Origin of the sequence: Actinospica durhamensis (assembly GCF_018139695.1) — a bacterium.
Classification (GTDB): domain Bacteria; phylum Actinomycetota; class Actinomycetes; order Streptomycetales; family Catenulisporaceae; genus Actinospica; species Actinospica durhamensis.
The window spans coordinates 1-22,636 of sequence record NZ_JAGSOG010000139.1; the positions used below are offsets into that span (position 1 = coordinate 1).

The 22,636-nt window shown below is 70.8% G+C and carries 23 protein-coding genes; 10 read left to right on the top strand and 13 right to left on the bottom strand.

Annotated elements, in window-relative coordinates:
• The coding region (locus KDL01_RS24055; protein ID WP_307846553.1) for a PEP/pyruvate-binding domain-containing protein at positions 1-363 on the bottom strand (363 nt) is incomplete at its 3' end.
• Between the two features lie 203 nt (positions 364-566).
• Here KDL01_RS24055 and dusB point away from each other — a divergent pair.
• The 3 genes from dusB to KDL01_RS24070 all read left to right on the top strand — a co-directional run bounded on the left by dusB (position 567) and on the right by KDL01_RS24070 (position 3,090).
• Positions 567-1,709: a tRNA dihydrouridine synthase DusB gene (gene dusB, locus KDL01_RS24060; protein ID WP_307846554.1), complete on the top strand. Its 1,143-nt coding sequence runs from the start codon at positions 567-569 to the stop codon at positions 1,707-1,709.
• 132 nt (positions 1,710-1,841) lie between these two features.
• A complete protein-coding gene (locus KDL01_RS24065; RefSeq protein WP_212530852.1) occupies positions 1,842-2,492 on the top strand; it encodes a hypothetical protein in 651 nt (216 codons plus the stop codon).
• 64 nt (positions 2,493-2,556) lie between these two features.
• Positions 2,557-3,090, top strand: coding sequence for an AAA family ATPase (locus KDL01_RS24070; RefSeq protein WP_212530853.1), 534 nt, complete (start codon positions 2,557-2,559; stop codon positions 3,088-3,090).
• A 7-nt stretch (positions 3,091-3,097) separates the two neighbouring features.
• On the opposite strand, the gene add is transcribed toward KDL01_RS24070, so the two are convergent.
• On the bottom strand, positions 3,098-4,132 hold the full coding sequence (gene add / locus KDL01_RS24075) for an adenosine deaminase (RefSeq protein ID WP_212530854.1): 1,035 nt from the start codon (positions 4,130-4,132) through the stop codon (positions 3,098-3,100).
• Positions 4,133-4,236: 104 nt separating this feature from the next.
• Here add and KDL01_RS24080 point away from each other — a divergent pair, with 104 nt between their 5' ends.
• Genes KDL01_RS24080 through KDL01_RS24090 form a run of 3 tightly spaced genes read left to right on the top strand, consistent with a single transcriptional unit; the run spans position 4,237 to position 5,244 of the window.
• Positions 4,237-4,563: a PadR family transcriptional regulator gene (locus KDL01_RS24080; RefSeq protein ID WP_212530855.1), complete on the top strand. Its 327-nt coding sequence runs from the start codon at positions 4,237-4,239 to the stop codon at positions 4,561-4,563.
• A complete protein-coding gene (locus KDL01_RS24085) occupies positions 4,560-4,916 on the top strand; it encodes a DUF1048 domain-containing protein (protein WP_212530856.1) in 357 nt (118 codons plus the stop codon). Before KDL01_RS24080 ends, KDL01_RS24085 begins: the two co-directional genes overlap by 4 nt.
• Position 4,917: 1 nt before the next feature.
• Positions 4,918-5,244 (top strand): DUF1048 domain-containing protein, encoded by a 327-nt coding sequence (locus KDL01_RS24090; RefSeq protein WP_212530857.1) that lies wholly within the window; start codon positions 4,918-4,920, stop codon positions 5,242-5,244.
• A gap of 41 nt (positions 5,245-5,285) precedes the next feature.
• On the opposite strand, the gene KDL01_RS24095 is transcribed toward KDL01_RS24090, so the two are convergent.
• The 8 genes from KDL01_RS24095 to KDL01_RS24130 form a co-directional block, all read right to left on the bottom strand.
• Positions 5,286-5,918 (bottom strand): GOLPH3/VPS74 family protein, encoded by a 633-nt coding sequence (locus KDL01_RS24095; protein ID WP_212530858.1) that lies wholly within the window; start codon positions 5,916-5,918, stop codon positions 5,286-5,288.
• Positions 5,919-5,965: 47 nt separating this feature from the next.
• A complete protein-coding gene (locus KDL01_RS24100) occupies positions 5,966-6,802 on the bottom strand; it encodes a nucleotidyltransferase domain-containing protein (protein ID WP_212530859.1) in 837 nt (278 codons plus the stop codon).
• Between the two features lie 5 nt (positions 6,803-6,807).
• Positions 6,808-7,395, bottom strand: coding sequence for a DUF1707 SHOCT-like domain-containing protein (locus tag KDL01_RS24105; protein WP_212530860.1), 588 nt, complete (start codon positions 7,393-7,395; stop codon positions 6,808-6,810).
• An 80-nt stretch (positions 7,396-7,475) separates the two neighbouring features.
• The gene (locus KDL01_RS24110) at positions 7,476-8,039 is read right to left on the bottom strand and encodes a YciI family protein (RefSeq protein ID WP_212530861.1); all 564 of its coding nucleotides are present in this window, start codon (positions 8,037-8,039) and stop codon (positions 7,476-7,478) included.
• A gap of 178 nt (positions 8,040-8,217) precedes the next feature.
• A complete protein-coding gene (locus KDL01_RS24115; RefSeq protein WP_212530862.1) occupies positions 8,218-8,940 on the bottom strand; it encodes a class I SAM-dependent methyltransferase in 723 nt (240 codons plus the stop codon).
• Positions 8,941-8,959: 19 nt separating this feature from the next.
• On the bottom strand, positions 8,960-11,461 hold the full coding sequence (locus KDL01_RS24120; protein WP_212530863.1) for an ArnT family glycosyltransferase: 2,502 nt from the start codon (positions 11,459-11,461) through the stop codon (positions 8,960-8,962).
• Positions 11,458-12,549 (bottom strand): glycoside hydrolase family 26 protein, encoded by a 1,092-nt coding sequence (locus KDL01_RS24125; protein WP_212530864.1) that lies wholly within the window; start codon positions 12,547-12,549, stop codon positions 11,458-11,460. Before KDL01_RS24125 ends, KDL01_RS24120 begins: the two co-directional genes overlap by 4 nt.
• Complete coding sequence (locus KDL01_RS24130) at positions 12,549-14,192, bottom strand: glycosyltransferase family 2 protein (RefSeq protein ID WP_212530865.1); 1,644 nt, start codon at positions 14,190-14,192, stop codon at positions 12,549-12,551. Before KDL01_RS24130 ends, KDL01_RS24125 begins: the two co-directional genes overlap by 1 nt.
• Positions 14,193-14,404: 212 nt before the next feature.
• Between KDL01_RS24130 and KDL01_RS24135 the strand changes: the two genes are divergently transcribed.
• Positions 14,405-15,796: an NAD-dependent epimerase/dehydratase family protein gene (locus tag KDL01_RS24135; RefSeq protein WP_212530866.1), complete on the top strand. Its 1,392-nt coding sequence runs from the start codon at positions 14,405-14,407 to the stop codon at positions 15,794-15,796.
• A 50-nt stretch (positions 15,797-15,846) separates the two neighbouring features.
• Here the strand turns inward: KDL01_RS24135 and KDL01_RS24140 are convergent, their stop codons facing one another.
• Entirely contained in the window at positions 15,847-16,401 is a 555-nt protein-coding gene (locus tag KDL01_RS24140) for a hypothetical protein (RefSeq protein ID WP_212530867.1), read from the bottom strand.
• Positions 16,402-16,525: 124 nt separating this feature from the next.
• Positions 16,526-17,908 carry a glycine--tRNA ligase gene (locus KDL01_RS24145; protein ID WP_212530873.1) on the bottom strand — a complete coding sequence of 461 codons (1,383 nt, stop codon included), beginning with the start codon at positions 17,906-17,908 and terminating at the stop codon, positions 16,526-16,528.
• A 283-nt stretch (positions 17,909-18,191) separates the two neighbouring features.
• On the opposite strand from KDL01_RS24145, the gene KDL01_RS24150 reads away from it, so the two are divergent.
• Positions 18,192-18,629, top strand: a complete 438-nt coding sequence (locus KDL01_RS24150; RefSeq protein WP_246576901.1) for a Fur family transcriptional regulator — start codon at positions 18,192-18,194, stop codon at positions 18,627-18,629.
• 49 nt (positions 18,630-18,678) lie between these two features.
• Here the strand turns inward: KDL01_RS24150 and KDL01_RS24155 are convergent, their stop codons facing one another.
• Complete coding sequence (locus KDL01_RS24155) at positions 18,679-20,382, bottom strand: enoyl-CoA hydratase-related protein (RefSeq protein ID WP_212530868.1); 1,704 nt, start codon at positions 20,380-20,382, stop codon at positions 18,679-18,681.
• 326 nt (positions 20,383-20,708) lie between these two features.
• Here KDL01_RS24155 and KDL01_RS24160 point away from each other — a divergent pair, with 326 nt between their 5' ends.
• Positions 20,709-21,596 (top strand): DUF4097 family beta strand repeat-containing protein, encoded by an 888-nt coding sequence (locus KDL01_RS24160; RefSeq protein ID WP_212530869.1) that lies wholly within the window; start codon positions 20,709-20,711, stop codon positions 21,594-21,596.
• Complete coding sequence (locus KDL01_RS24165) at positions 21,593-22,591, top strand: PadR family transcriptional regulator (RefSeq protein ID WP_212530870.1); 999 nt, start codon at positions 21,593-21,595, stop codon at positions 22,589-22,591. The genes KDL01_RS24160 and KDL01_RS24165 overlap by 4 nt, the downstream gene beginning before the upstream one ends.
• The last annotated feature ends 45 nt before the right edge of the window (positions 22,592-22,636 follow it).

The following is a 22,636-nucleotide window of genomic DNA, read 5'->3' on the forward strand; positions in this document are numbered from 1 at the left end:
CGAGAGCCCGATGTTGAGCACCGTCTCCATCATCCCCGGCATGGAGAACTTCGCGCCCGAGCGCACCGAGACCAGCAGCGGGTCCCGCGGATCCCCGAGCTTGCGCCCCATCCGCTCCTCGAGCGCCGCCAGATAGGCCCCGACCTGCGCGTCGAGCTCCTTCGGCGGGGCTCCCGCGGTCAGATAGGCCCGGCAGGCATCCGTGCTGATGGTGAACCCCGGAGGCACCGGAAGACCCAGGTTGGTCATCTCGGCGAGGTTGGCCCCCTTCCCGCCGAGCAGGTCCTTGAGGTCCTTGTGTCCTTCGCTGAAGTCGTAGACGTACTTGGGCGCCTGAGGGGACGGCGCAGCTGTCGTCGGCACGTGGGGCTCCCTGAAGTCCGCGCGTACATAAATAGAAAGGGCCGCTGACCCGCACGACCAGCAACCCTGTTGACGTCCTAGACACTACTCGCGGGTAGCCACACTGTCGACGTGACCGGCCCCACGTCCGCCGCCACGTCACCCGAGATGGCGGGCGTTCCAGCCCGGCCCGGCCCCGTCCGCGAGCATGAGATCCTGGAAGGGTGACTCTCGCAACCGCCACCGCGCCGCTCAGTTTCGGCAGCTACGCCGTCGACCCCCCGGTCGTGCTGGCGCCGATGGCCGGGATCACCAACCTCGCCTTCCGGCAGCTGTGCCGGGAGCAGGGCGCGGGCATCTACGTCTGCGAGATGATCACCACGCAGGCCCTGGTCGCGCGCAACCCCAAGACGTATCGGATGATCGAGTTCGGCGAGCAGGAGAACCCCCGTTCGCTCCAGCTCTACGGCGTCGACCCGGCCACCGTGCGCAAGGCCGTGGAGATGGTGGTCAAGGAGAACCTGGCCGACCATGTGGACGCCAACTTCGGCTGCTCGGTCAAGAAGGTCACCCGCCGCGGCGGCGGCTCGGCCCTGCCGTGGAAGCGCAACCTGTTCCGCCAGATCGTGCGCGCCATGGTCGAACCGGCCAGGGACGCGGGCATCCCGGTCACCATCAAGATGCGCAAGGGCATCGACGACGACCACTTGACCTATATCGAGGCCGGGCAGATCGCGCAGGAAGAGGGCGTGACCGCGGTCGCCCTGCACGCGCGCACCGGCGAGCAGCGCTACTCCGGCGAGGCCGACTGGGAGTCGATCGCCAACCTGAAGCAGGCGCTCGACATCCCGGTCCTCGGCAACGGCGACATCTGGGAGGCCGACGACGCGCTGCGCATGATGCGCGAGACCGGCTGCGACGGCGTCGTCATCGGCCGCGGCTGCCTCGGCCGCCCCTGGCTCTTCCGCGACCTCGCCAACGCGTTCCGCGGCAGCGACGAGCGCACCATGCCCGCCCTCGGCGAGGTCGCGACGATCATGCGCCGGCACGCCGAGCTATTGTCCCGGTGGCTCGAGGACGAGCGCGAAGGGGTCACCGGCTTCCGCAAGCACGTCGCCTGGTACCTCAAGGGCTTCCCGGTCGGCACCGATCTGCGCCGCGGCATGGCCATGGCCTCCTCGCTGATGGAGCTCGACGACCTGCTCGGCAAGCTCGACCAGGACGCCCCGTTCCCGACCGAGGTCCTGGGCAAGCCCCGCGGCCGCACGAACTCCCCGGCCCGCGTCGTGCTCCCGTACGGCTGGCTCGAGAACCGCGACGACGACACCGTGCCCGAGGGCGCCGAGCTGGACGACTCGGGCGGCTGAGCCGCCCGGGCCGCGGTCGCCGCCCGAGGCTGAGCGGTGCCTGCGGCTGAGCGGCGCCCGCCCATTCCGTCACACTTTCGGTCACCCACAGTGCGCAGTCGACTTCGTGGCGCTACCGTTGTTCCCGTGCGAGTGACGACCAGACGCCCGGGCGTGCCGCTGCTCGCGGCAGTCGCCGCCGCGTCAGCCGTGGCCGCGGCCGCGGGCTGTTCCAGCGCGCCCGCCACCCCGCCGCCCATCAACGCGCCCACCACCTCCGACGCCACCGCCGCGACCGTGCACGAGGACGCCAGGATCACCCTCCCGGTGACCGTCGGCCTGGCCTTCCACCACCCCGGCCTCGCCAACCGGGGCGAGCACGAGGTGCTGTTCACCGTGCAGGAGGCGATGCGGGCGATGGTCCAGGCCGAGTACACCGCCGACGGCGACGATCCCGAACTCGCCCAGTACTGGCAGGGCAAGGGCCTGGCCGAGGCCTCGGCCCAGATAGCGCCGTGGGTCGCGCACCGCCAGCAGCCCGTCGGCGTCATCGTGCTGAGCGACACGCAGTACACCGCCCCCGCGGCGCACAGCCACGGTCCCGCGAAGGTCAGCTTCTGCGCCGACTGGTCCGACGTCGTACGCGGCGACTCCCGCACCCACGTCGTGGGCACGGCGGTCCAGCCCAAGAACACCCGCTCGTCCTACGAGCAGCTCTCGCTCAGCCGCGGCGCCGACGGCCGCTGGCGCGTCGTCTCCCTCGCGGTGACGCCGAACTCGCCGCAGTGCGCGCAAGGGTCCTGACGCGGTGAGGGTGCCCGCCTAGAATCATCGGCACCCGCCGTTCCGGGATCAGCGAGGACCCGCATTGCGCCGCCACATCCTTACCGGCACGCCCGGTGCCGGAAAGACCACGCTCCTGCATCGTCCCGAGCTCGGATACCCCGTCGTCGAAGAAGCCGCCACCGACGTCATCGCCCGCGAGCAGGCCCAGGGCTGCGGCGAGCCGTGGACCCGGGCCGAGTTCATCGACCAGATCCTCGACCTCCAACGCGCCCGTGAGGACGCCGCGCCGCCCGGCCCGGTGATCCTGCACGACCGGTCGCCGATCTGTACCCACGCCCTGAGCACCTTTCAGGGCCGCGAACCGTCCGTGCTCCTGCGCAGCGAACTCGACCGCGTCATCCGTGACGACGTCTACCATCCGACCGTGTTCTTCGTCGCCAACCTGGGCTTCTGCCGTCCCACCGCGGCCCGGCGCATCAGCTACGAGGACTCCCTCGTCTTCGAGCAGATCCACCGCGACGCCTACCGTGCCCTCGGTTACCAGCTCATTGAGATACCTGCCGCGCCTGTAGACGAGCGCGCCGAGGCCGTCATCGCGGCTCTCGCACGGATATGACGCTGGGTCAGCTGCTCAGCCAAGCGTCGATGTCCGCCGCCGCGCTGGTCTTCAGGGCGTCCGGAGCGCCGCTGCTCGCTATCGAGGTGCGGGCCAGTGCGGCCAGCTGCCGATCGTCCAGGCCGAGCACGGTCCGGGCGACGTGGTATTCGTCCAGCAGCCCCGCTCCGAACATCAGCGGGTCGTCGGCGCCCAGTGAGCAGGGCACGCCGGCGGCCAGCAGCCGGGGCAGCGGGTGCTCGGCCGGGTCCGGATAGACGCCGAGTTTCGCGTTCGAGGTCAGACACACGTCGAGGGTGACGCCGCGCTGCGCCAGCAGGTCCATGAGCGCGGGATCGTCGACGGCGTGGACCCCGTGGGCGATGCGGCCGGCGCCCAGGTCCTCGACGGCGGAGCGCACGCTCTCGGCGCCGGCCAGCTCTCCGGCGTGCGGCGCGGCCTCCAGGCCGGCGTCCCGTGCGATGGCGAACGCGCGCGCGAACGGCGCGGGCGGGAAGGCCGCCTCGTCGCCGGTGAGCCCGAACGCGTGGACGCCGCGCCCGGCCCACCGCGCGGCGAACCCGGCGAGCTCCTCGACGGCCTGCGGGCCGCGGTGGCGCATGGCCCCGAGCGTCACGCCGAAGCCGACGCCGAGGCGCGCTCCGCTCGCGCGGCCTTCGGCCAGGACCAGCTCCATGATCTCGTCCGGCGTCCCGAAGGCGGGAAACAGGTGCGGGTCGAAGTGCGGCTGGACCCAGACGACGCCGTCGGCTGCGGCGTCCTCGACCACTTCGCGGACCAGGCGCAGCAGGCTCTCCAGCCGGGTCTGGGTCGCGGCGAACGACGCCTGGAAGATCTCCTGGAAGTCGTCGAACGTGGTGAAGGCACGGGGGTCCGGTGCGCGCAGCCCGGCCACGGCGGCCAGTTCGACGAGCGTCGACTCGCGCATCGCCCCCAGCAGATGCAGGTGCATCTCGGCCTTCGGCAGTCCGGCCAGGTCACGGCGCTCCGGCCCGTCCCCGGCGGCGTCGGCGGCGCCCCGAGTTGTATCAGGATTCTGCATACGCTCACGGTACCGGCGGAATCCGCGCTTGACTTCTCTACTCGGTGGCACTGTATAGTGGTACTCGGTAGCACGGAGTACCGGAGAACGGGAGGTGAGACGCGATGGAGGACCTGACCGAGATGCTCAAGGGCACACTCGAAGGCTGTGTGCTCGAGATCATCGGCGGCGAGGAGACCTACGGGTACGCCATCACCCGCAGGCTCAACGAACTAGGCTTCACCGATGTCGTCGAGGGCACGGTGTACACCATCTTGCTGCGGCTGGAGAAGAACGGGCTCGTCCACGTGGCGAAGCGGCCGTCCGGAGTGGGTCCGCCGCGCAAGTTCTACGCGCTCAACGACGCGGGACGCAGGGAACTGGCGACGTTCTGGGCCAAGTGGGCCTACGTCTCCACACGCATCGACACGCTCAGGGAGGGCGGGAGATGAACTTCTGGCAGACCATCACAGGCAGCGATCTCAGCAGGGACTGGAAGGCTTTCGAAGCCAGGGCCGAGGCGCTGCCGGAGGACTACCGGGCGGCATGGAGTCAGATCAAGGCCGAGCTCATGGGCCACGGGGACTTCACCGGCCGCAACCTGACGCCCATCGTCGACGCCGTCCTCGGCCTGCTCGAGGAGTCGGCGCAGGAGGGGCAGGACATCCACGAGGTGCTGGACGGGGACATCAAGGGCTTCTGCGCGGCGCTGGTCGGCGGGGAGGACGCCCAGACTTATCGGGACCGGTGGCGCCGGCAGCTGAACCGGAATGTCGCCAAGAAGCTCGGCCGGCTGGGAGGCTGACATGGGAATCAAGGACATCGTCGAGGGCAAGAAGCAGTGGCGCGAGCACATGGCCCGGGTCAAGGCGCTCCCGCCGGACTACGAGATCGTCTACCGGGAGATGCAGAAGTACCTGTTCAAGGTCGGCCCGGTCGCCCTGTCCGAGGGGAACCTGCTGTCCGAGATCGTCGACTTCTTCGAAGAGGGCGCCGCGAACGGCAAGGGAGTGCTGGAACTCATCGGCACCGACGTCGCCGCCTTCTGCGACGACCTGATCAAGGACTCGCCCACCTACGCGGACGCCTACCAGCAGTCCCGCAGTGCGGAGCACGCCGCGGCCGAGGAATAGCCACACGCGAGCGCGGGGTCTCGGCCCGGCTCACCCGCCGGTCAGGTCCCCGCGCTCACCGTGGCCGCCATGGCGGCCTGACGCGCCCTCAAGGCCGCGGTCACCGCGACCGCGGCCTCGCTGTACTGGGCGAGCGTCTTCAAGCGCTTCCTGGCGCGACGGCCCTCGCCCCGCGGAAAGTACATCGAGTCCAGGCCCGTGACATGGATCAGACCGCCGAACGCGGCCTGCATCGCATCGATCGGGCCGTCCGAGTACGCGATCGCGTCGAGCTGCGCCCTGAGCCGCTCGACGCGGGCGACGTCGCGGACGAACCATCTCCGCACGCGGAAGAGCCCCAGCCTGCGGTGCACCTCGCACCGCGCCGCACCGGACATGGTCAGCATCGCAAGATACTGTTCCGTCACGGTCGAGCGCTGCCGGCCGATCCAGTTCCTCGCGTGCGGAGGCCGCCGCGAGGAGTAGATATGGCCGAGCGCCTCGTCGAGCAGCGGATCAGCGGTCGGCGTCGTGTCGATGACGACGATGCGGCCCTTGACGACCTCGACGCGGCGCAGCGCGATGAGCCGCGCGAGCGCCGCCCCCGCCAGTGCGAAGTGCATCCTGTCGTACGCCGCGATGGTGCCGTTCCGCGTGATCGCCAGCAGAAGGATGTCTTCCCCCAGATTCTGCATGGGGCCGGTATACCAGCCCCACCGGTCCTGCGCGAAGACAATCGATCTCAGTTCCCTGTCCCGCCCACCGCGGCCGAGGCCTCCTCCACCAGTGCACGTACCTCGGCCACCGCGAGCGCCAGCGACTCGGGCGTGCCGCCGAGCCGTCCGAGCGCACCGTTGGCGCGTGCGCCGAAGTCATGCGGCGCGCCCGGCAGCGTCTGCGCTACGGCCAGCGCGCCCTTCTCGTTCAGGCACCAGCGTCGATCGTGCGCGAACAGCGCCTGCGTCAGCACCCCGACGGCCCGGCTCAGGCAGAGCGCCACGTACAACGTGTCCGCCCGGGCCGCGCCCTTCGCCGCCACGCCGACCAGGAACCGCGCTTCCCCGGCCCCGGCCACGAGCGCGTCCCGCAGCGGCTCGGGGTACGTCGCGGCCTCTCGCCGCAGCTCCGCCAGCTCCCCGGTCGGATCGGCCAGAACCTGACCGAGCGCCACCTCGCCCGCGTAGCACGGCGACCAGAACCCCAACGGATGCCCCACCTGCGCCCCGACCTCGTAACGGCCCTCGCGGCAGTCCGCCCAGACCCGCCGCACCCGGTCCAGATCCCGCAGAATCCAGTCCACCGCGACCCCGTCGACCCGCAGCCACGCGCCCCCGTTTACCCAGGGCCCCCATCCGCCCGGCCCGGCGACCTCCACGTCCGGCCCGGCCAGCGCCCGCAACGCGTCCAGGTCGAGTTCGCCGCGGTAGTAGACGCCCAGATCCCAGTCCGACTCCGGCCGATGCTCCCCGCGCGCCCGACTGCCGCCCAGCAGCACCCCGACCACGCCCGGCACCTTCGCCAGCCGCTCGGCCATCTCCGCCACGACCGTGCGCATGGCAGTGGTCTCACTTCCCGTCATCGTCATCAGCGTTCGATGACCTTCGCGTGCTTGATCTGCCCCGCGACCTCGATACGCAGCCGCGCCTCGGTGGCTGCGGCGGCGGTGGCGGCCGTGGACCGGAGCTTGACCTTCGAGTAGGTCAGCTGCAGCCCGTCGGTGTCGATCACGACCCCCGGCCCGGCGACGACGACCAGCTTGCCGTGCGCCATGTCCATCTCGATGCGCACGACCTTCGAGGTGATCACCGCCTCGCGGAAGTCCAAGGTGACGCTGCACAGCTTCGTGCGCACCTCGATGCGCGGCGGAACGGCCCAACGCCCGTCCCGCACGTACTTCCCACCCTGCTGCTCGACCACCAGCACGTCCTTGACCGGCACCGCCGCCACAGCCCCGGCGACGGCGGCGACCCCGGTCCCGGCTCCGGTCGGACTCGGCAGGTCGGCGGTGAGCGCCGCCAACTCGCCGAGCGTCCGCGCCGAAAGCGCGCTCTCCACCCGTGCGTCGAGCTCCTCGGCATCCAGCCGACCCTCGCCCCCGGCGATACGCAGCGCATCCACGACGCGGTCGCGGTCCTGGTGCGACGCCCGCAAGCTGGACTGATCGTTCGACATGGCAGACACGTTAGCAAGCCCCGACGCATCTGCGGCCGTTCGACCAGACGCCCGGACACGCCGCGCGCACGTGCTCCGAACTACGACGGACGCCCGCCGAACTGCCAAGCGTGCACCTCGATATCGCTGTAGCGATCCGCGTCCGGACTCAGCACCCTGCGCGCCGCCTCCGCGTCCGCCGCACGCACCAGCGCCACCGTGCCCAGCCAAGAAGCCCCGTCGTCGGAAAGCAGCGGCCCGAACGCGATCAGCGCGTCCCCGTCCCACCCCGCCGGCAGCTCCGGCTCCGAGGCCCGCCCGGCACCGAGCCCGAGCACCAGGTATCGATCGTCCCCATTTCGCCCACCCGGAAAGTCCCACATGCTCCGCCCCAGCATGTTGCGCCACCGCCGCAGCATCACGTCGCGGTAGACGCCCGCCCGATAATTCGGCTCGTCGAACACGAACGCCCGCGCAGTGGCCACATCCGGCAGGTCAAGCACGTGAATGCTGCCCGTCGCCAACTCCCGATCCGCCGTCAGCGTCGGCCCCCGCGCGATCATCTCCCTGGCGTACTGGTCCATGTACGACCAGTGGGCCTCCAGCAGTTCACCCCGCATCGCGTCGGTGTCGCTGCGGTCGCGGTGGTAGCAGAAGAACTCCATGGCGAAGGAGCCTATCGGCGCCCCGACCAGGGTCGCATCGGAATATGCGCGCCGGATGAAGCTCCTGCGTCCGCGCCAAGTGCATCTGCGGGCGCTCGGCCCATCGCAGGGCTGATCCGGTGGGTGGTCGGCTGCCGGGTGCGGCGCCCTTCAAGCCATTGACGGCGGCGACGTCAGCTCACTGAGCCCGGCGCGGGAGGACCACCGTCAGCAGTACGTGCGGGGACGTCGGCAGGGTCAGTCGGCCGGCTGGGAAGCGGAAGCTTTCGGCGTCGGTCACCTTCAGCCCGGCCAGCACCACTGCCGAGGTGACGTCGCGGGAGCAGTGGCATCCGGCGCCGATCCACGGCCAGATGGTGGCGTCGAGTGCGCGTTGGACGGGTGCGAGTACGCCGCCGGGTGCGCCGACGTGTTCCAGCAGCCTGATCTGGCCGCCGGGGCGCAGCACCGTGGCCAGCTGCTCGAGGGCGGCGCGCTGGTCGGGGACGGAGCACAGCACCAGTGAGCAGACTGCTGCGTCGAACTTCCCCGCATACGCGGACAGATCCTCGGCGACGGCGTCGACCACCTCGATCTGTGGGCCGCCGGACGACGTTGCCGCCGATGTTGCCGCCGACGTGGATGCCGACATCGCCCGCGCCGCCGCCAACTCCGACGCCGTCGACTCCGCGCGTGCGCGCAGGGTCGGCTCCGGCTCTACGGCTACGACGCGCTCCACCTCGGCCGGGTAGTGCGCGAAGTTGAGGCCGCTGCCGGCGCCGAGTTCGAGGACGTGGCCGGTGAGCCCGGACAGCAGGCGGCGGCGGTATTCGGCGAAGCCGGCCCGGTCCATCGCTTCCGCGCGTCCCGGGTACCAGCTCGCGAACACCTTGTGCTTTCTGCGCGCAGCGACCCTGGTCATGGCCGCCAGGCTACCCCGGTCACTTGCGGATCCACACGTAGGACCAGCCGGGGCCGCCGCTCGTCGGGGAGGGGATCTTCGCGGCCAGCTTGTATATCGGCGAGTCGTAGAGGTCCTGGGCGATGGACTGCTCGACCCCGGGATTCGCGCTGAAGTCGTAGACGACGACCTGGAAGTAACCGGCCTGGATGGCGTCGGCGTAGGCGGGGCTGCCGGTGATGTACGTGCCCTTCTCGTCCCACCAGCCGAAGGAGAAGGCGTCGGTGATCTGGGAGGGCTCGACGAAGAGGTCGCCGCGCAGCTGGTAGATGATGTTGGGGCCGTCGGCGAAGAGGTAGTGCGCGCCGGGCTTCTGGTACTTCACCAGTTCGGCGACCGACGCGTAGGAGTTCGGCCAGCTGTGGAACATCGAAAGGGACTGGCCCATGCCGAGCGCGAAGGTCAGGACGAGTACGCCGATGCCGAGCTGGACGCGGTGGAAGTGCGGGCCGACTATGCGTACGAGGCCGTAGCCGGCGAGCGGCGCCGCGAAGAACAGGCCGAATCCGACGTGCTTCTGCAGCGAGACCGCGGTGTGCAGATGCGCCTGGTAGGCCGGGGCGAGCAGTGCGGTTCCGGCGAGCAGGGTGACCAGTAGGCCGCGCTGCCAGCGGGACCGCGCGACGGCCGGGTGCGGGTGCGCACGCGGGAGCAGCAGGACGAAGACGGCACCGATCAGGGCGATGGCGAAGACGACGCCGGTGTACTGCGCCGCCTGCTTCACCACAAGCGAGGTGGGGTCGGTGCCGTGGGCCCGGCTGGTCGTGGTCGAGCTGATGCCCGCCGCGGCGGACGTGCCCGCCAGCTTGTAGCCCGCGTAGAGCAGGCCGGCCGTGCCCAGGCTCAGCAGTACCGGCCGGATCAGGGCCCAGCGGCGGCAGTACGGCGCCGCCGCCAGCAGCGCGAGGGCGAAGATGGTCGGCACGAACAGCAGCGACACGTACTTGGTGCCGACCGCGACCGCGGCGGGGACGATCGCGAGGAGGTACCAGGGGAACCTGGCGGCGGCGAAGCGCACGACGAACCAGGTCGCGAGGGCCAGCAGGAACAGCGCGGGCGCGTCGTAGGTGGCGAGCCCGCCGAGGAAGACGGTCGCCTCGGTGCAGGAGAAGAGCACCGCGGCGCACAGCCCGGCCCTGGTCCCGAACAGCCGACGGGTGATCAGGTAGAGCAGCCCGGTGGTGCCGAGCATGAATATCAGGCTGAGCAGGCGCGCCCCGAAGATCCCGCCGATCTGGTCCGCCAACGCGCCGAGCGGTGGGTAGAGCACCGGCGCGCCGGAGAAGTACGACCAGAAGTCGATGCCGGTGGACGTGCCGTGGAGCATGTGCCCGAGTTCGAGGTGCCCCGAGTACAGGTAGAGCGACTCGTCCACGAAGGGCGAGTTGTTGTTGCGCAGCGACAGCAGCGCCTGCACGAGCATGATCACGGCGAGCAGCGACCGTCGCGGCCACGCACCGGTCCAGAACCCGGGCCGCTGGGACTGCGCGGCCTCCGAGTCGCCGTCCGCGCCGATCTTGATGGCGCTGATCAGCTCGGTCTCGTCCTGCATCGCCCTGGCCCGCAACGACTCCGGGCGCATCAGCACGCCGGTCTCGTCGAACGGAACGTGCTCCTGCCAGCGCGGCGGCCCGCTGAAGCCGCCGCTGGACGGAGCGGCAGGGGCGGTGGCCGGGGCCTTTGGTGCGGCGGGCGCGACGGGCGGTGCGGGCGCGACGGCGAGCTCGGCCACCTCGGGTGCGTCGGCCGCGACGTTCAGCTTGGCCGAGCCGGGCGGCGGCAGCTCCGAGGTGGATACCGTGCGGTCCAGGTCCAGGTCCAGGTCCAGATCCCGTGCGACCTCGGCCTCGGCGACGGACGGCGCCGCGGCTTCGGACAGCGGTAGGTCGTGGAACTCCGGCGGCAGCGGGATCGCCGCGCGCGGGGCGGGCACCGGAAGCTCGGCGCCGTGCCTACTCAGGGCCGTGTCATCGACGGCGGTGTGCGGCGCGGGTTCGGCCAGGGGGCGTTGGCGTCCGTCGAACGGCCTCGGCTCGGTCTCCGTGGTCTGCGCCAAGGCGGAATCGAACGCGGGGAATTCGGGGAATTCGGGTGATTCGGGTGAATCGGGCGTCGATATGGGCGGAGCGGTCGGAACGGGCGGGATGAGTGGGAGAGGCGGGATGGCGGGGATCAGCTGCGTCATGTCGCCGCCGATCGCCTCGGCATCGCGATCGTTGTCGCTGTTGCCATCCGCGCCGATCGCTGTGCCCTCCGCGTCGTCCGCTTCGCCGTCGGCGTTCGTCTCCTCGGCCGGCTCGATCCACTGGGCGAGCAGGTCGCTCAGCGAGCGCTTGGACGCGGGGGCCGAGTCGAGGACCTCGTTGCGCTCGGAACCCGGCGCGGCGTGTGCGGACGGTACCCGCTTCGGGGGCGAGGCGGGGATCGCCGGCATGATCTGGGTCTCGGCGAAGGCGTCGGTCTCCTTCCGGTGCTCGGTCATGAGGTCGGCTTCACCACCAGGCCGAAGCCGCCGGAAGCCACGTCCGACTGGAACTGGCTGAGCAGGCTGGGACGGTTCTCGATCCGCCAGTCTCCGCCCTTGTCGAAGTCGTACCAGACGAAGCCGAGGATGTCGGAGTGCTGTTTCACCGCGTCGAACAGCTCGGTCAGTGAGGCGGACTCGTCGGAGCCGGCTTCCACGGAGGTCTCCGCGATGATGAAGGGCTTCTCGGTGAACTCCCGGATCTCCTCGAGCGTCGGGAGGTAGAGCGAGCCGTAGGTGCTGGGGCCGTCCTGCGTCCAGTAGCCGGTCACCCCGACCCAGTCCACGTAGGCGTCGCCGGGGTAGTACTGCTTGAGCTGCACATCGGGCACGGCGTCGATGTCGTTGGGGTCCCAGATCCAGATCACGTTCGTCGCGCCCTCGGCGGCGAAGAGCTTGTGGATGTGCTGCCAGGCCGCGACGAACTGGGCGGGCGTCGTGCCGGTCGTTCCCCACGGGTACCAGTTGCCGTTGAACTCGTGGCCGAAGCTCATGGCGATGGGCACGTTCAGCGCGCGCACCGCCGTCGCGAAGCTCTCGATGTACGAGTCGCTCGCGCCCGAGGCGATCTTCGCCAGCGTGGTGTTCCAGGGCTCCCAGACGACGAAGTCGAGGGCGCCGTAGGACCAGGCGTTGGAGGCCGCGGTGGTGTCGAAGGAGGTTCCCCAGGCCAGATACTGCCCGATGATGTTCGGCTTCGCGCCGACCCAGGAGGCGAACTGCTCGGCCGGGGCCATCGAGTCGGGCGCGCCGTTGATCTCCACGCCCAGGTACTTCTTGCTGGGCTGCAGCAGCGAGGAGATGTCGTAGGCCGGAGTGCGGCCGGTGGTGCTCTCGGCCGAACCCTTCGCCTGCACCTGTCCCGGGCCGGTCCACAACGGAGCCGGACCGGAGCCGGTGGCGTCGCCGCCGGCGACCGGATGGCGTGGATCGTTCCAGGCGGCCGCCGACTGCACGGTCGAACAGCCGGTGAGCAGCGGACCGAGGAGAAGGATCGCCACCACCAGGGCGGAGGTCCGCCGACGCCGGACGGTTCCGTTTCGCATCAGGCTTCTGCTTTCTTGGGCTGGAGGAACACCCGGGCGGCCGTGGCTGCGTAGAATAACCCGGAGGCGAGGAAGAGCGCGTAGTCGATCGGGTCGCCGTTCTTCATCCGCCACAGCGCCGTGCCGACCCAGACGGCCGCGGACACACCGGTCCAGCCGACCATGCCGATCCAGAAGCGGCGGTTGCGGCCCTGCTTCTTCGAGGAGGAGCCGGTGGGCTGCCAGCCCATCCGGTTGCGGCGCAGCACGTCCCAGATGGTGAAGACGTGGGCCCAGCCGTAGATCATCCGCGCCGCGTACGCCTCGAGACGGTAGGGGACGCGGTGCCACAGCGGGAAGAGCAGGCCGGCGTAGATCAGCCCGGGGATGACCCAGATCAGGTTGCGCACCTGCATCTCGCCCGGCCAGAAGACCATCAGCGCGATCGGGACCATCGGGACGATGAACGTCGCCAGCGCGGTGTGCACGTAGTAGAAGAAGCCGGAGAGGTAGCTCAGCCGTACCCGCCACGGCAGCGGGGTGCCCCAGAACTTCTTGCTGCCGAGCATGCTCATGTTGCCGGAGCACCACCGGTACTGCTGGTTGACGTAGGCGGCGACGTTGTCCGGGCACACGCCGGTGGACAGCGCCAGCGGGAGGTACTTCAGCCGCCAGCCCTTGCGGTACAGGTCGAACCCGGTGTGCACGTCCTCGGAGTGCTCGATCAGGGTCATCCCGCCGTTGGCCTCGAGCGCGGCCCTGCGGTAGACCGCGCAGGTGCCCACACAGATCGCGCCGTCATACGTCGAGAGCGAAGTCTGGATGTTGCGATAGAACAGTTCCTGTACGGCGCCGGCGCCGCGCTCGAGCCAGCTCTGCTGATCGAGTACCCGGAAGAACTGCGGGCTCTGCACGATGCCGATCGTCGAATCCGCCTCCATATGCGGCAGTACTTCGTCGAGGAAGTCCGGCCGGGGTGCGAAGTCGGCGTCGAGCAACAGGATGTAGGGCGCGTGCGATATGCGGTAGCCGTAGAGCAGATTGCCGGCCTTCTTGAACCAGCCGCGGTTGGCCCGTCCGGCGTAGACGAAGCCGAACTCCCCGGCCATCTTCTGCAGTTTGGGGCTGGAGGAGTCGTCGAGTACGTAAGCGGTGACCCGGCCCCGGTAATGTTCGCGCAGGGCGGCGACGTTCTCCCAGGTGTTGCGCAGCACCTCGACCGGCTCGCCGCAGACCGGGAGCAGCACGTCCACGGCGGGGTAGGCCTCGGGCGCCCAGGCGCCGGCCAGTTCGCGGTGTCCGGCCAGATCGAATTCCGGCGCCGTCGCGGTGTTGAACTGCGATATCAGGAAGTAGATGATCGTGAAGCCGAGAAACGGGACATAGGACCACATCCACGGAGAAAGTCTCGTCATCAGGATCTGGCTGTACACGAGAGCTAAGAAGCTCATCGAGGAGAAGATCAACAGAGCCTTGTTGCCGCGCTTGGCATAGGAGTACTTCTCCCAGTCATTCGGCGGGACGGGCAACAGTCCGCCCTCGTCCTGCCGGGTGGCGGCCGGATCGGCCGCGGGCCTGGTGGCGATGGGGAAGCCGGACCCGCCGGAGGAGTGGAGGCGGAATCTCCCGGTCCGGGCGCGCCGTCTGCCGAGGACCTCGGACATGTTTCTTCCCGCCCCTCTTCGTGCTCTTCTTGGGCCGCCGGTGCCCGATGCTACCGTGTGCGCCGTGGGTGCCAACCCATGCGACTATTTTTCCCGAGATCACAGGTACCAGGCGCGTTGTTGTGTGCTAGCTTCGTAATTCTTCGGTGCCGTTGTGTAGCGGCCGTGCGGCGGTCTGCACCCGCCCAGGGGTGCGGATAGGGGAGGACACCGTGAGAAGTATCAGCGACCTGTTGTGTGATCTCAAAGCCGCCGCGCCGCTCCGCGCCGAGCGGCTGACCGAAGAACAGATCGAACAGTTGCGCGTGCTCACCCGCGAACTGCTGGAACTCAAGCCCCAGGCCCCGGCCGAATACCGACGTTTCGAGGGCGTGCGCGGCCGCGGTATCGACCTGCCGCACCAGGAGCTGCTCGCCCGGCTCGAGGGGCGCGTCGTGCTGATCACCGGCGGCACCGGATGTATAGGCCGGGTGCTGCTGCGGGAACTGATGCCCTATCACCCGGCGCGGGTCGTGTCCGTCACCCGCGGCCGTACCCCGCTGCCGGACGTGCAGGCCTCGCCGTGGCTCGCCGGAGTGGAGTTCGTGCACGGAGACGTGCGCCACCGCGCCGGGCTGGACGAGCTGTTCGACGAGGTGCGCCCGGACGTGGTCTTCCATGTGGCCGCGCAGCGCGACCCGGGCCGGGCCGAGACCGAGGTGCGCCGGACCGTGGCCACCAACGTGTTCGGCACGCTGAACGTGGTGCGTTCCGCGGCCCGGGTGGGCACCGGGACCGTCGTGTGCGCCTCCACCGGCAAGGCGCTGCGCCCCTACTCCCCGGATGTGTACGCGGCCTCGAAGCGGGTGGGCGAGTGGATGCTGGCGCGCACCGCGGCCGCCTGCGAGCTGCGCCTGTCCGCCTCCCGGTTCACCCATGTGGTGGACAACTCGATCGTGGGCGACCGGCTGCGCGCCTGGTGCGCCGCGGACGAGCCGATCCGCCTGCACAGCGCGGAGATCGGCTTCTACATCCAGTCCGCGCTCGAGTCCGCGCACCTGCTGCTGTGCGGCGTGGTGGACTCCCAGCCGGGCCAGCTGCGCATCAATGCCCTGCGTGACCTGGACTGGCCGGCCAGTCTGCTCGAGGTCGCCCTCGGCGCGATCGCGCAGACCGGCTCGGACGCGCCGATCTACATCGCGGGCTACGACGAGGGGTACGAGGAGCAGCCGTTCCCCGGCCTCTACGACCCGATGACGGCGGGCGACGTGAGCCCGCTGATCAACGTGTTCGAGGCGCCCGGAGCCAAGCCCGCCTCGGCCGAGCAGGCCGACACCTTCGTCCCGGCCGTGCTCGGCGCCGATCACGAGGCCCTGCGCGCGCTGGCGGCGCTGGAGGCGGCCTGCGCGGCCAGCACCGGGCCGGGCGGCGCGCCGGAGGTGTGCGAGCAGGAGGTGCGGGCGCGGCTGGACGAGGTGTCCTGGGCCCTGCTCGAGGCGACCGTCGCCGAGATCCCGGAGCCGGCCAGGGCCCGCGTGGTCCGGCTGGCCGAGCGCTCGGTCGCCGCGCTGCCCGTGCAGCACCCGCACCACCGCTTCCTCGAGACCCTGCGGCCGAAGGCCTAGCCGAGTCCCGGACGAGGACCGACGGTGGGTGCGTGCGCCCGCCGCGGGCCTCACTTCTGGTCGGACAACAAGCTCGCGATCGTGTTCAGGAACCGGTCTGCACCGGGCGAGCCCGTGTCGCTCAGGATCGGCTCGTCGTGCGCGCCCAGACTCACCATGACGCCGAAGCAGAGGATCGAGACCTGGGCTCGTGGTGCCTTGCCGGGCCCGTCCCCGAAGTCGAGCTCGAACGCCGGTCCCAGCGCTTCCGGGCACGAACTCGGCAGCTTGTCCGCCGACCGCGGCAGGGCATTGATCATGGCGGCGAGACGCGCGATCGTCTGCCGGTCCGTCACGGCGAAGTGCAGGCGCTGCGGGATCTTCGCGGCCGCGGACCGGGTCGGGGTGGCGTAGGGGAAGTAGGCCTGAATCACGCTCAGGTACGCGGTGGCGGGCACTGTCACGCCGGCGGAGCCCTGCGTGGTGCTCAGGTGCGTGGAGCCGCCCCGCACGGGGTCGGCGGGCCCGGGACTGCTGTGCGTACCGACTGAGGCCGAGGTGCATCCCGCCGTGAGGACGACCGCGGCCAGGGTGAACACCCCGGCGCGCGCGGCCCTCGATTGCACGAGTCTTCTCATGGCACTTGGACGCACCGGCCGGTCGGCGCGTTCCGGTCGGATGAGGGGCCGGTGTGCGAATCCGCACACCGGCCCCTGTGTCAAGCCACTGATCCGGCTATGAAGACACGGCCTAGCAGCCGATCAGGCGGGCGCCGAGGTAGGCCTCGACCTGATCCAGCGAGACCCGCTCCTGCGACATGGTGTCGCGCTCGCGCACCGTCACGGCGTTGTCCTCGAGGGTGTCGAAGTCCACGGTGACGCAGAACGGGGTGCCGATCTCGTCCTGGCGGCGGTAGCGGCGGCCGATGCCCTGGGCGTCGTCGAAGTCGATGTTCCAGTTCCGGCGCAGCGCGTTGGCCAGGCCCTGCGCCTTCGGGGACAGGTCCGTGTTGCGCGAGAGCGGCAGCACGGCCACCTTCACCGGGGCCAGGCGGCGGTCCAGCTTGAGCACCGCGCGCTTCTCCATCTTGCCCGCCGCGCTCGGCGCCTCCTCCTCCACGAAGGCGTCGAGCAGGAACGCCAGCATGGCCCGGTTCACGCCCGCGGCCGGCTCGATCACGTACGGGGTGAAGCGCTCGTTGGCGGCCTGGTCGAAGTAGGACAGGTCGTTGCCGGAGGCGTTCGAGTGCGTGGTCAGGTCGAAGTCGGTGCGGTTCGCGATGCCCTCGAGCTCACCGAACTCGCTGCCGCCGAAGTTGAAGCGGTACTCGATGTCGACGGTGCGCTTCGCGTAGTGCGCCAGCTTCTCCTTGGCGTGCTCGTACAGGCGCAGGTTGTCCGGGTTGACGCCGAGGCCGGTGTACCAGTTCATCCGCTCCTGGATCCAGTACTCGTGCCACTTCTCGTCCTCGCCCGGCCGGACGAAGAACTCCATCTCCATCTGCTCGAACTCGCGGGTGCGGAAGATGAAGTTGCCCGGGGTGATCTCGTTGCGGAAGGACTTGCCGATCTGGCCGATGCCGAACGGGATCTTGCGCCGGCTGGACTCGAGCACGGGCTTGTAGGACACGAAGATGCCCTGTGCCGTCTCCGGACGCAGGTAGTGCAGGCCGGAGCCGTCGGCGACCGCGCCGAGGTGGGTGGTGAGCAGGCCGCTGAACTGCTTGGGCTCGGTGAACTGGCCCTTGTTGCCGCAGTTGGGGCAGTTGACGTCGGCCAGGCCGTGCTCCGGCAGGTGGTGGTGCTTGGCCTCGTACGCCTCTTCGAGGTGGTCCGCCCGGTAGCGCTTGTGGCAGGAGAGGCACTCGGTCAGCGGGTCGGTGAACTCCTTGACGTGACCGGAGGCCTCCCACACCTCGCGGGCCAGGATGACCGAGGAGTCGAGGCCGACGACGTCCTCGCGGCCGCGGACCATCGCCTGCCACCACTGCCGCTTGATGTTCTCCTTGAGCTCCACACCCAGCGGCCCGTAGTCGTACGCGGCACGGGAGCCGCCGTAGATCTCGCTGGACGGGAAAACGATGCCCCTGGCCTTGGCCAGTCGGACGATGGACTCGATCTTGTCGGCGGCCACGATGATTCTTTCCATGTTTTTCGCCTTCACGCCCGGCTGGCGTGCGGTCTGGGCGCATCGTAGCGGGTGAGCCGGAGCGGTTTCCAACGCTTTGCCCCCTCGGCGGCCGTCGGGCGCGGCGGGGCCGTGTCGGGACCGGGCGCCGGCCTGCAGCGGGGAGCCGAACGGCCCAGGGCCCCACTGTGTACCGTACACGGCCGTTCAGTGGAGCCGGAAGCGCGGTGACCGGGTCGGTGGCACAATGAGGTCTGCGCCATACGGATGTGAAGCGAGGAGTGCCGGCATGCAGCGAGAAGAAACCGGGGCCCGCTCCGCGATCCCCGCCCCCGGCCGCTCCACCCGGCAGCGGACCGCGGTGGCGGCGCTGCTCGAGGAGACCGAGGACTTCGTCTCCGCCCAGCAGCTGCACGACCGGCTGCGCCACCGGGGCGACTCGGTGGGCCTGACCACGGTCTACCGCACCCTCCAGTCCCTGGCCGAGACCGGCATGGTGGACGTGGTGCGCACCGACGAGGGCGAGGCCGTCTACCGCCGCTGCTCCAGCGGCACGCACCACCACCACCTGGTCTGCCGCGGCTGCGGCACCGCGGTGGAGGTCGAGGGCCCGGCCGTGGAGGCCTGGGCCGGCAAGGTGGCCGCCGAGCACGGTTTCATCGAGGTCGAACACACCCTGGAGATCTTCGGCACCTGCGCGAACTGCGCGGCCAAGGACGAGGACTGAGCGACCCGGCCTCGACCGGGTCGCCCAGCGCCACAGGCGAAACGCCGCCCTACACCGCCGCCGCCACCCCGCCGCGGACCATCTGCCGCAGGTGCTCCGGCGTGCGATCCGGCTGCGCCTTGCGCACGAAGGCCGAGCGCAGCGCGTGGTATGGGGCGTGCGGGTCGTCGAAGATGGCCCGCATCCGGGCGAGCTCCTCGCGCCGGTACTCGTCGAGCCCCTTGCGCGCCTCGTCGCCCTCCAGCCGCCGGGCCTTGGTCGCGATCCGCGTGTTCAGGCCCGGCGCGGCGGCCAGCTCGAACGCCACCGTCCACACCGACTCGGTGAACGCCTCGGGCGGCACCTCGAGCGCGCGGTCGGCCAGGCCGAGGCGCAGCGCGCGGGCCGAGCCGACCGGCAGGGCCGCCTGCATCACCCGGGTGGTCTCCGCCTGCCCGATCCGGCGCGGCAGCACGTATGTCCAGTACTCCGAGCCGTACAGGCCCATCAGCCGGTAGTGCGGGTTGAGCACCGCGCCCTCGCGCAGCCACACCTCGTCGGCGGCCGCGCCGAGCACCACCCCGCCCGCCGCCGCGTTGCCGCCGAGCGCGCAGACCACCAGCCGGTCGGTGGTCCGCAGCACCGCCTCGACCAGGTCGTCGATGGCCACGATGTTCGCCCAGGACTCCGCGGCCGGGCTCGCGGCCGCGTCGATCACGCCGAGGTGCACGCCGTTGCTGAAGAAGTCGCGCTGGCCGCCGAGCACGAGGACCCGGGTCCGGCGGGTGAGCGCGTGCTTGTAGCCGCGCAGCAGCCGGCGGCACTGCTCGGCGCTCATCGCCCCGCCGGGGAAGCGGAAGCCGAGCATCCCCACCTCGCCCCGCTCCCGGTAGGTGATCTCCGGTGAGCCCGGGCATTCGGGCAGGTGCGCAGCGGGTCCGGCCAGCGCGAGCGCCGCGGGCAGCTTGATCCCGGGCGGTCCGCCGGGGCGGCGCTTGGCCTTGGCGTGGCTGAGCCAGACCGCGCCGTCCGCGGTGGCCCGGCACACCGAGCCGGCCCGGGTGGCCAGCAGCGTGCCAGGGCGGCCGCGCAGCGCGTACTCGGGGGAGGTGCCGTAGAGGTAGTACTGGGCGCCGTCGATCTCGTCGAGCACGCCCGGGCTGGAGTCGGCCGCCCGCAGCAGGGCGCTGACCCGGTCGGCCGAGTCCCGCTCCCAGTCGACGGTGCGCAGCTGCTGCGGGTAGAACGGGCGGGTGGCCACGTGCCGCGCGCTGCCCGGGCGTTCGCCGAGGGCGAACCGGCGCACGGCCTCGCGTACGGCGGTGCTGGCCGCGTCGGAGAGCTCGCCGCGGTACAGGTCGCTCTTGGCCACCCCCGGCGTCACCCGGAAGGAGGTGTGCGCCCAGACCGGCCCGGCGTCCATCTCCGCCACCGCCTGGAGCACCGTCACGCCCCACACGTCCATGCCGCGATGCAGGGCCCAGTCCAGCGAGGAGGGTCCGCGGTCCCCGGGCGGCCCCGGATGCACGATGAAACAGGGCACTGATTCCCAGATGTCCTGGGGTATCGCGCTGGTGAGCATCGGGGCTATGCACAGGTCGTAGCGCGGCGTCGGGGGGCCGGTGCGGTATCCGGGCCCGAACACCGCTTCGCGCAGTTCTGACTCGCCGCAGGCGGCGAGCACCACCGCGAGTTCGTGGCCCTCCTCGGCCAGCTCGGCGTGGATGCGTTGCGACAGGCTGTTGAAAGCGGTGGCGATCAGCAGGATTCGCAAGGAGGCCTCCTTGGTCGGCTTCCGGAACTCGGGGCGACGCGCTGTTTGCACGGCAATGGGCCCCACCCTAGGAATCGCACTGGGTGGTGGACAGGGCACATGCGGTGACGGCTGGGGCTATTCGGCCCTGAATACGCGACCGGACGTGCGCCGTGGCGCGATCCTGGCGGTCGCGCCGGACCGGCGGTTTCGGTGTGGCCGGGGCTCGGCGGAGGCGGTGCTTGACTTTCCGACAACGCGATATATCGTGGTTCTCGACGGACGCGATACATCGCGTCTTGTCCTCAGCGGAGTCCATCCGGGAGTCCAACAGGCGGGGAGGAACCATGGCCGAGACCTGGAAGATCGAGGCGCCGGAGCAGTTGGCGCTCGGGGAGGGGGTGCGCAGGCTGCGTCTGCACGCCGTCGGCGGACGGATCAACGTGCTGGGGGTGGACGGCCCGGCGGCGCTCGAGGTGAGCCGGATCAGCGGACCGCCGCTGACGGTGGAGCTGACCGACGGGGAGCTGCAGATCCGGCACGGCGAGGAGTCGCTGCGGACCGGGCTGCTCAGCTGGCTCAGCCGCGGCGCCCGGCAGGAGGTGGAGCTGTCCGTCTCGGTCCCGCCCGACGCGCTGGTCGAGGTCACGGTAGTGTCCGGCCCCGTGGTGCTCTCCAACCTGCACGAGCGGGTCACGCTCAAGGGCGTCTCCGGCGAACTGACCCTGGCCGGGATGTACGGGCCGACGGCGGTCAGCACCGTCTCCGGCGCCGTCACGGTCGAGCAGGCCACCGACGACCTGAGCGTGCGCGCGGTCTCCGGCGCGATCACCGTGCTGGCCGGCTCCGGCGGCAGGATCGACCTGAACACCGTGGCCGGCGCGATCACCCTCGACCTCGAGGAGCCGCTGCCCTCGCAGGTCAAGACCAGCTGCGTGTCCGGCGGCCTGACCGTCCGGCTGCCGCACGACCCGGACGTGGAGGTCGCGCTCACCAGCACCTCGGGCCAGGCCACCAGCCAGTTCGGCGAGGTGACCGCGAGTCGCAAGCCCGGCAGTTCGCGCCTGTCCGGCCGGGTCGGCACCGGGCGCACCCGGCTGAGCGGCCACACCGTCTCCGGCGCGATCACCGTGCTGCGCCGCGATCCGGACGAGGATCCGATCGAGGACGGGTACCCGGGCGCCGGCGGTGCCGGCAGCACCGGCAACGACGAGGGAATCGAGGACGCGCGATGACTCCGGTCTTCGGACACGGCCGCCTGCGGCTGTACCTGCTCAAGCTGCTCGAGGAGAGCCCTCGGCACGGCTACGAGATCATCCAGCAGCTGCGCGAGCGCTTCGCCGGGCTCTACTCGCCCAGCGCCGGCACCGTCTACCCGCGCCTGGCCCGGCTCGAGACCGAGGGCCTGATCCGGCACGAGTCCGACGGTGGCCGGAAGGTCTACCAGATCACCGACGCCGGACGCGCCGAACTCGCCGCGCGGGCCGAGGAGCTGTCCGAGCTCGAGTCCGAGATCCGGGCCTCGGCCAGGGACCTGGCCGAGGGCATCCGGCAGGAGGTGCGCGAGAGCGCCAAGGCGGTGCAGCAGGAGCTGGCCGACCAGGCCCGCCGGGCCCAGCGCGGCGAGCAGGACGGCGGCAAGGCCGCGGCCGGCGGCTGGGCCGGAGCCGCGCCCTGGCCCCCGCACCCGCCGCAGCCGCCCCGTCCGCCGCAGCCGCCGCAGGACGCGCCGCCGCCGCCGGTCCCGGGGCTGCCGGGTTTTCCCCCTGGATTCCCCTTCGCGCCGCCGCCGGGATCCGATGAGTGGGGCGGCGAGCAGTGGAAGGACTGGAAGCGCCAGCAGCGCGAGCAGCAGCGGGAGTGGCGTCAGCAGCAGCGGGAGCACCACCAGGAGTGGAAGCAGCGCCAGCGCGACTGGCAGCGCGACTGGAAGGAGCAGTGGGCGCGCCAGTGGAAGGAGCAGTGGCAACAGCAGCAGCAGGAGTGGGAGCAGAGCAGCGCCTCCTTCCGGGGCCTGCTCGGCAACTGGTCCGGCAGCCAGGACTGGTCCCAGCTCAGTGAGTTCTTCGGCTACCTGCGCCGCCAGGGCGCCCCGGTCGCCGAGGCGCTGCGCCGGCACGGCCCGGTGACCGAGGCGGAGGCGGCCAGGGCCCGGGAGATCCTGGACCGCGCGCTGGCCGAGCTGCGCGAGCTGTTCGACGGCCCGCAGGACACGCCGCCGGAACACTGAGCGCGCCGCCGCGGCCGGAGCGGGAGGCCGGCCGCGGTTCGGGCT

What these genes read in the sequence shown, in the direction of transcription:
- add (WP_212530854.1), bottom strand. Translation starts at nt 4,132, where the DNA reads ATGCAGAATCCTGATACAACTCGGGGCGCCGCCGACGCCGCCGGGGAC.
- KDL01_RS24080 (WP_212530855.1), top strand. Translation starts at nt 4,237, where the DNA reads ATGGAGGACCTGACCGAGATGCTCAAGGGCACACTCGAAGGCTGTGTG.
- KDL01_RS24085 (WP_212530856.1), top strand. Translation starts at nt 4,560, where the DNA reads ATGAACTTCTGGCAGACCATCACAGGCAGCGATCTCAGCAGGGACTGG.
- KDL01_RS24090 (WP_212530857.1), top strand. Translation starts at nt 4,918, where the DNA reads ATGGGAATCAAGGACATCGTCGAGGGCAAGAAGCAGTGGCGCGAGCAC.
- KDL01_RS24095 (WP_212530858.1), bottom strand. Translation starts at nt 5,918, where the DNA reads ATGCAGAATCTGGGGGAAGACATCCTTCTGCTGGCGATCACGCGGAAC.
- KDL01_RS24100 (WP_212530859.1), bottom strand. Translation starts at nt 6,802, where the DNA reads ATGACGGGAAGTGAGACCACTGCCATGCGCACGGTCGTGGCGGAGATG.
- KDL01_RS24105 (WP_212530860.1), bottom strand. Translation starts at nt 7,395, where the DNA reads ATGTCGAACGATCAGTCCAGCTTGCGGGCGTCGCACCAGGACCGCGAC.
- KDL01_RS24110 (WP_212530861.1), bottom strand. Translation starts at nt 8,039, where the DNA reads ATGGAGTTCTTCTGCTACCACCGCGACCGCAGCGACACCGACGCGATG.
- KDL01_RS24115 (WP_212530862.1), bottom strand. Translation starts at nt 8,940, where the DNA reads ATGACCAGGGTCGCTGCGCGCAGAAAGCACAAGGTGTTCGCGAGCTGG.
- KDL01_RS24120 (WP_212530863.1), bottom strand. Translation starts at nt 11,461, where the DNA reads ATGACCGAGCACCGGAAGGAGACCGACGCCTTCGCCGAGACCCAGATC.
- KDL01_RS24125 (WP_212530864.1), bottom strand. Translation starts at nt 12,549, where the DNA reads ATGCGAAACGGAACCGTCCGGCGTCGGCGGACCTCCGCCCTGGTGGTG.
- KDL01_RS24130 (WP_212530865.1), bottom strand. Translation starts at nt 14,192, where the DNA reads ATGTCCGAGGTCCTCGGCAGACGGCGCGCCCGGACCGGGAGATTCCGC.
- KDL01_RS24150 (WP_246576901.1), top strand. Translation starts at nt 18,192, where the DNA reads ATGCAGCGAGAAGAAACCGGGGCCCGCTCCGCGATCCCCGCCCCCGGC.
- KDL01_RS24160 (WP_212530869.1), top strand. Translation starts at nt 20,709, where the DNA reads ATGGCCGAGACCTGGAAGATCGAGGCGCCGGAGCAGTTGGCGCTCGGG.
- KDL01_RS24165 (WP_212530870.1), top strand. Translation starts at nt 21,593, where the DNA reads ATGACTCCGGTCTTCGGACACGGCCGCCTGCGGCTGTACCTGCTCAAG.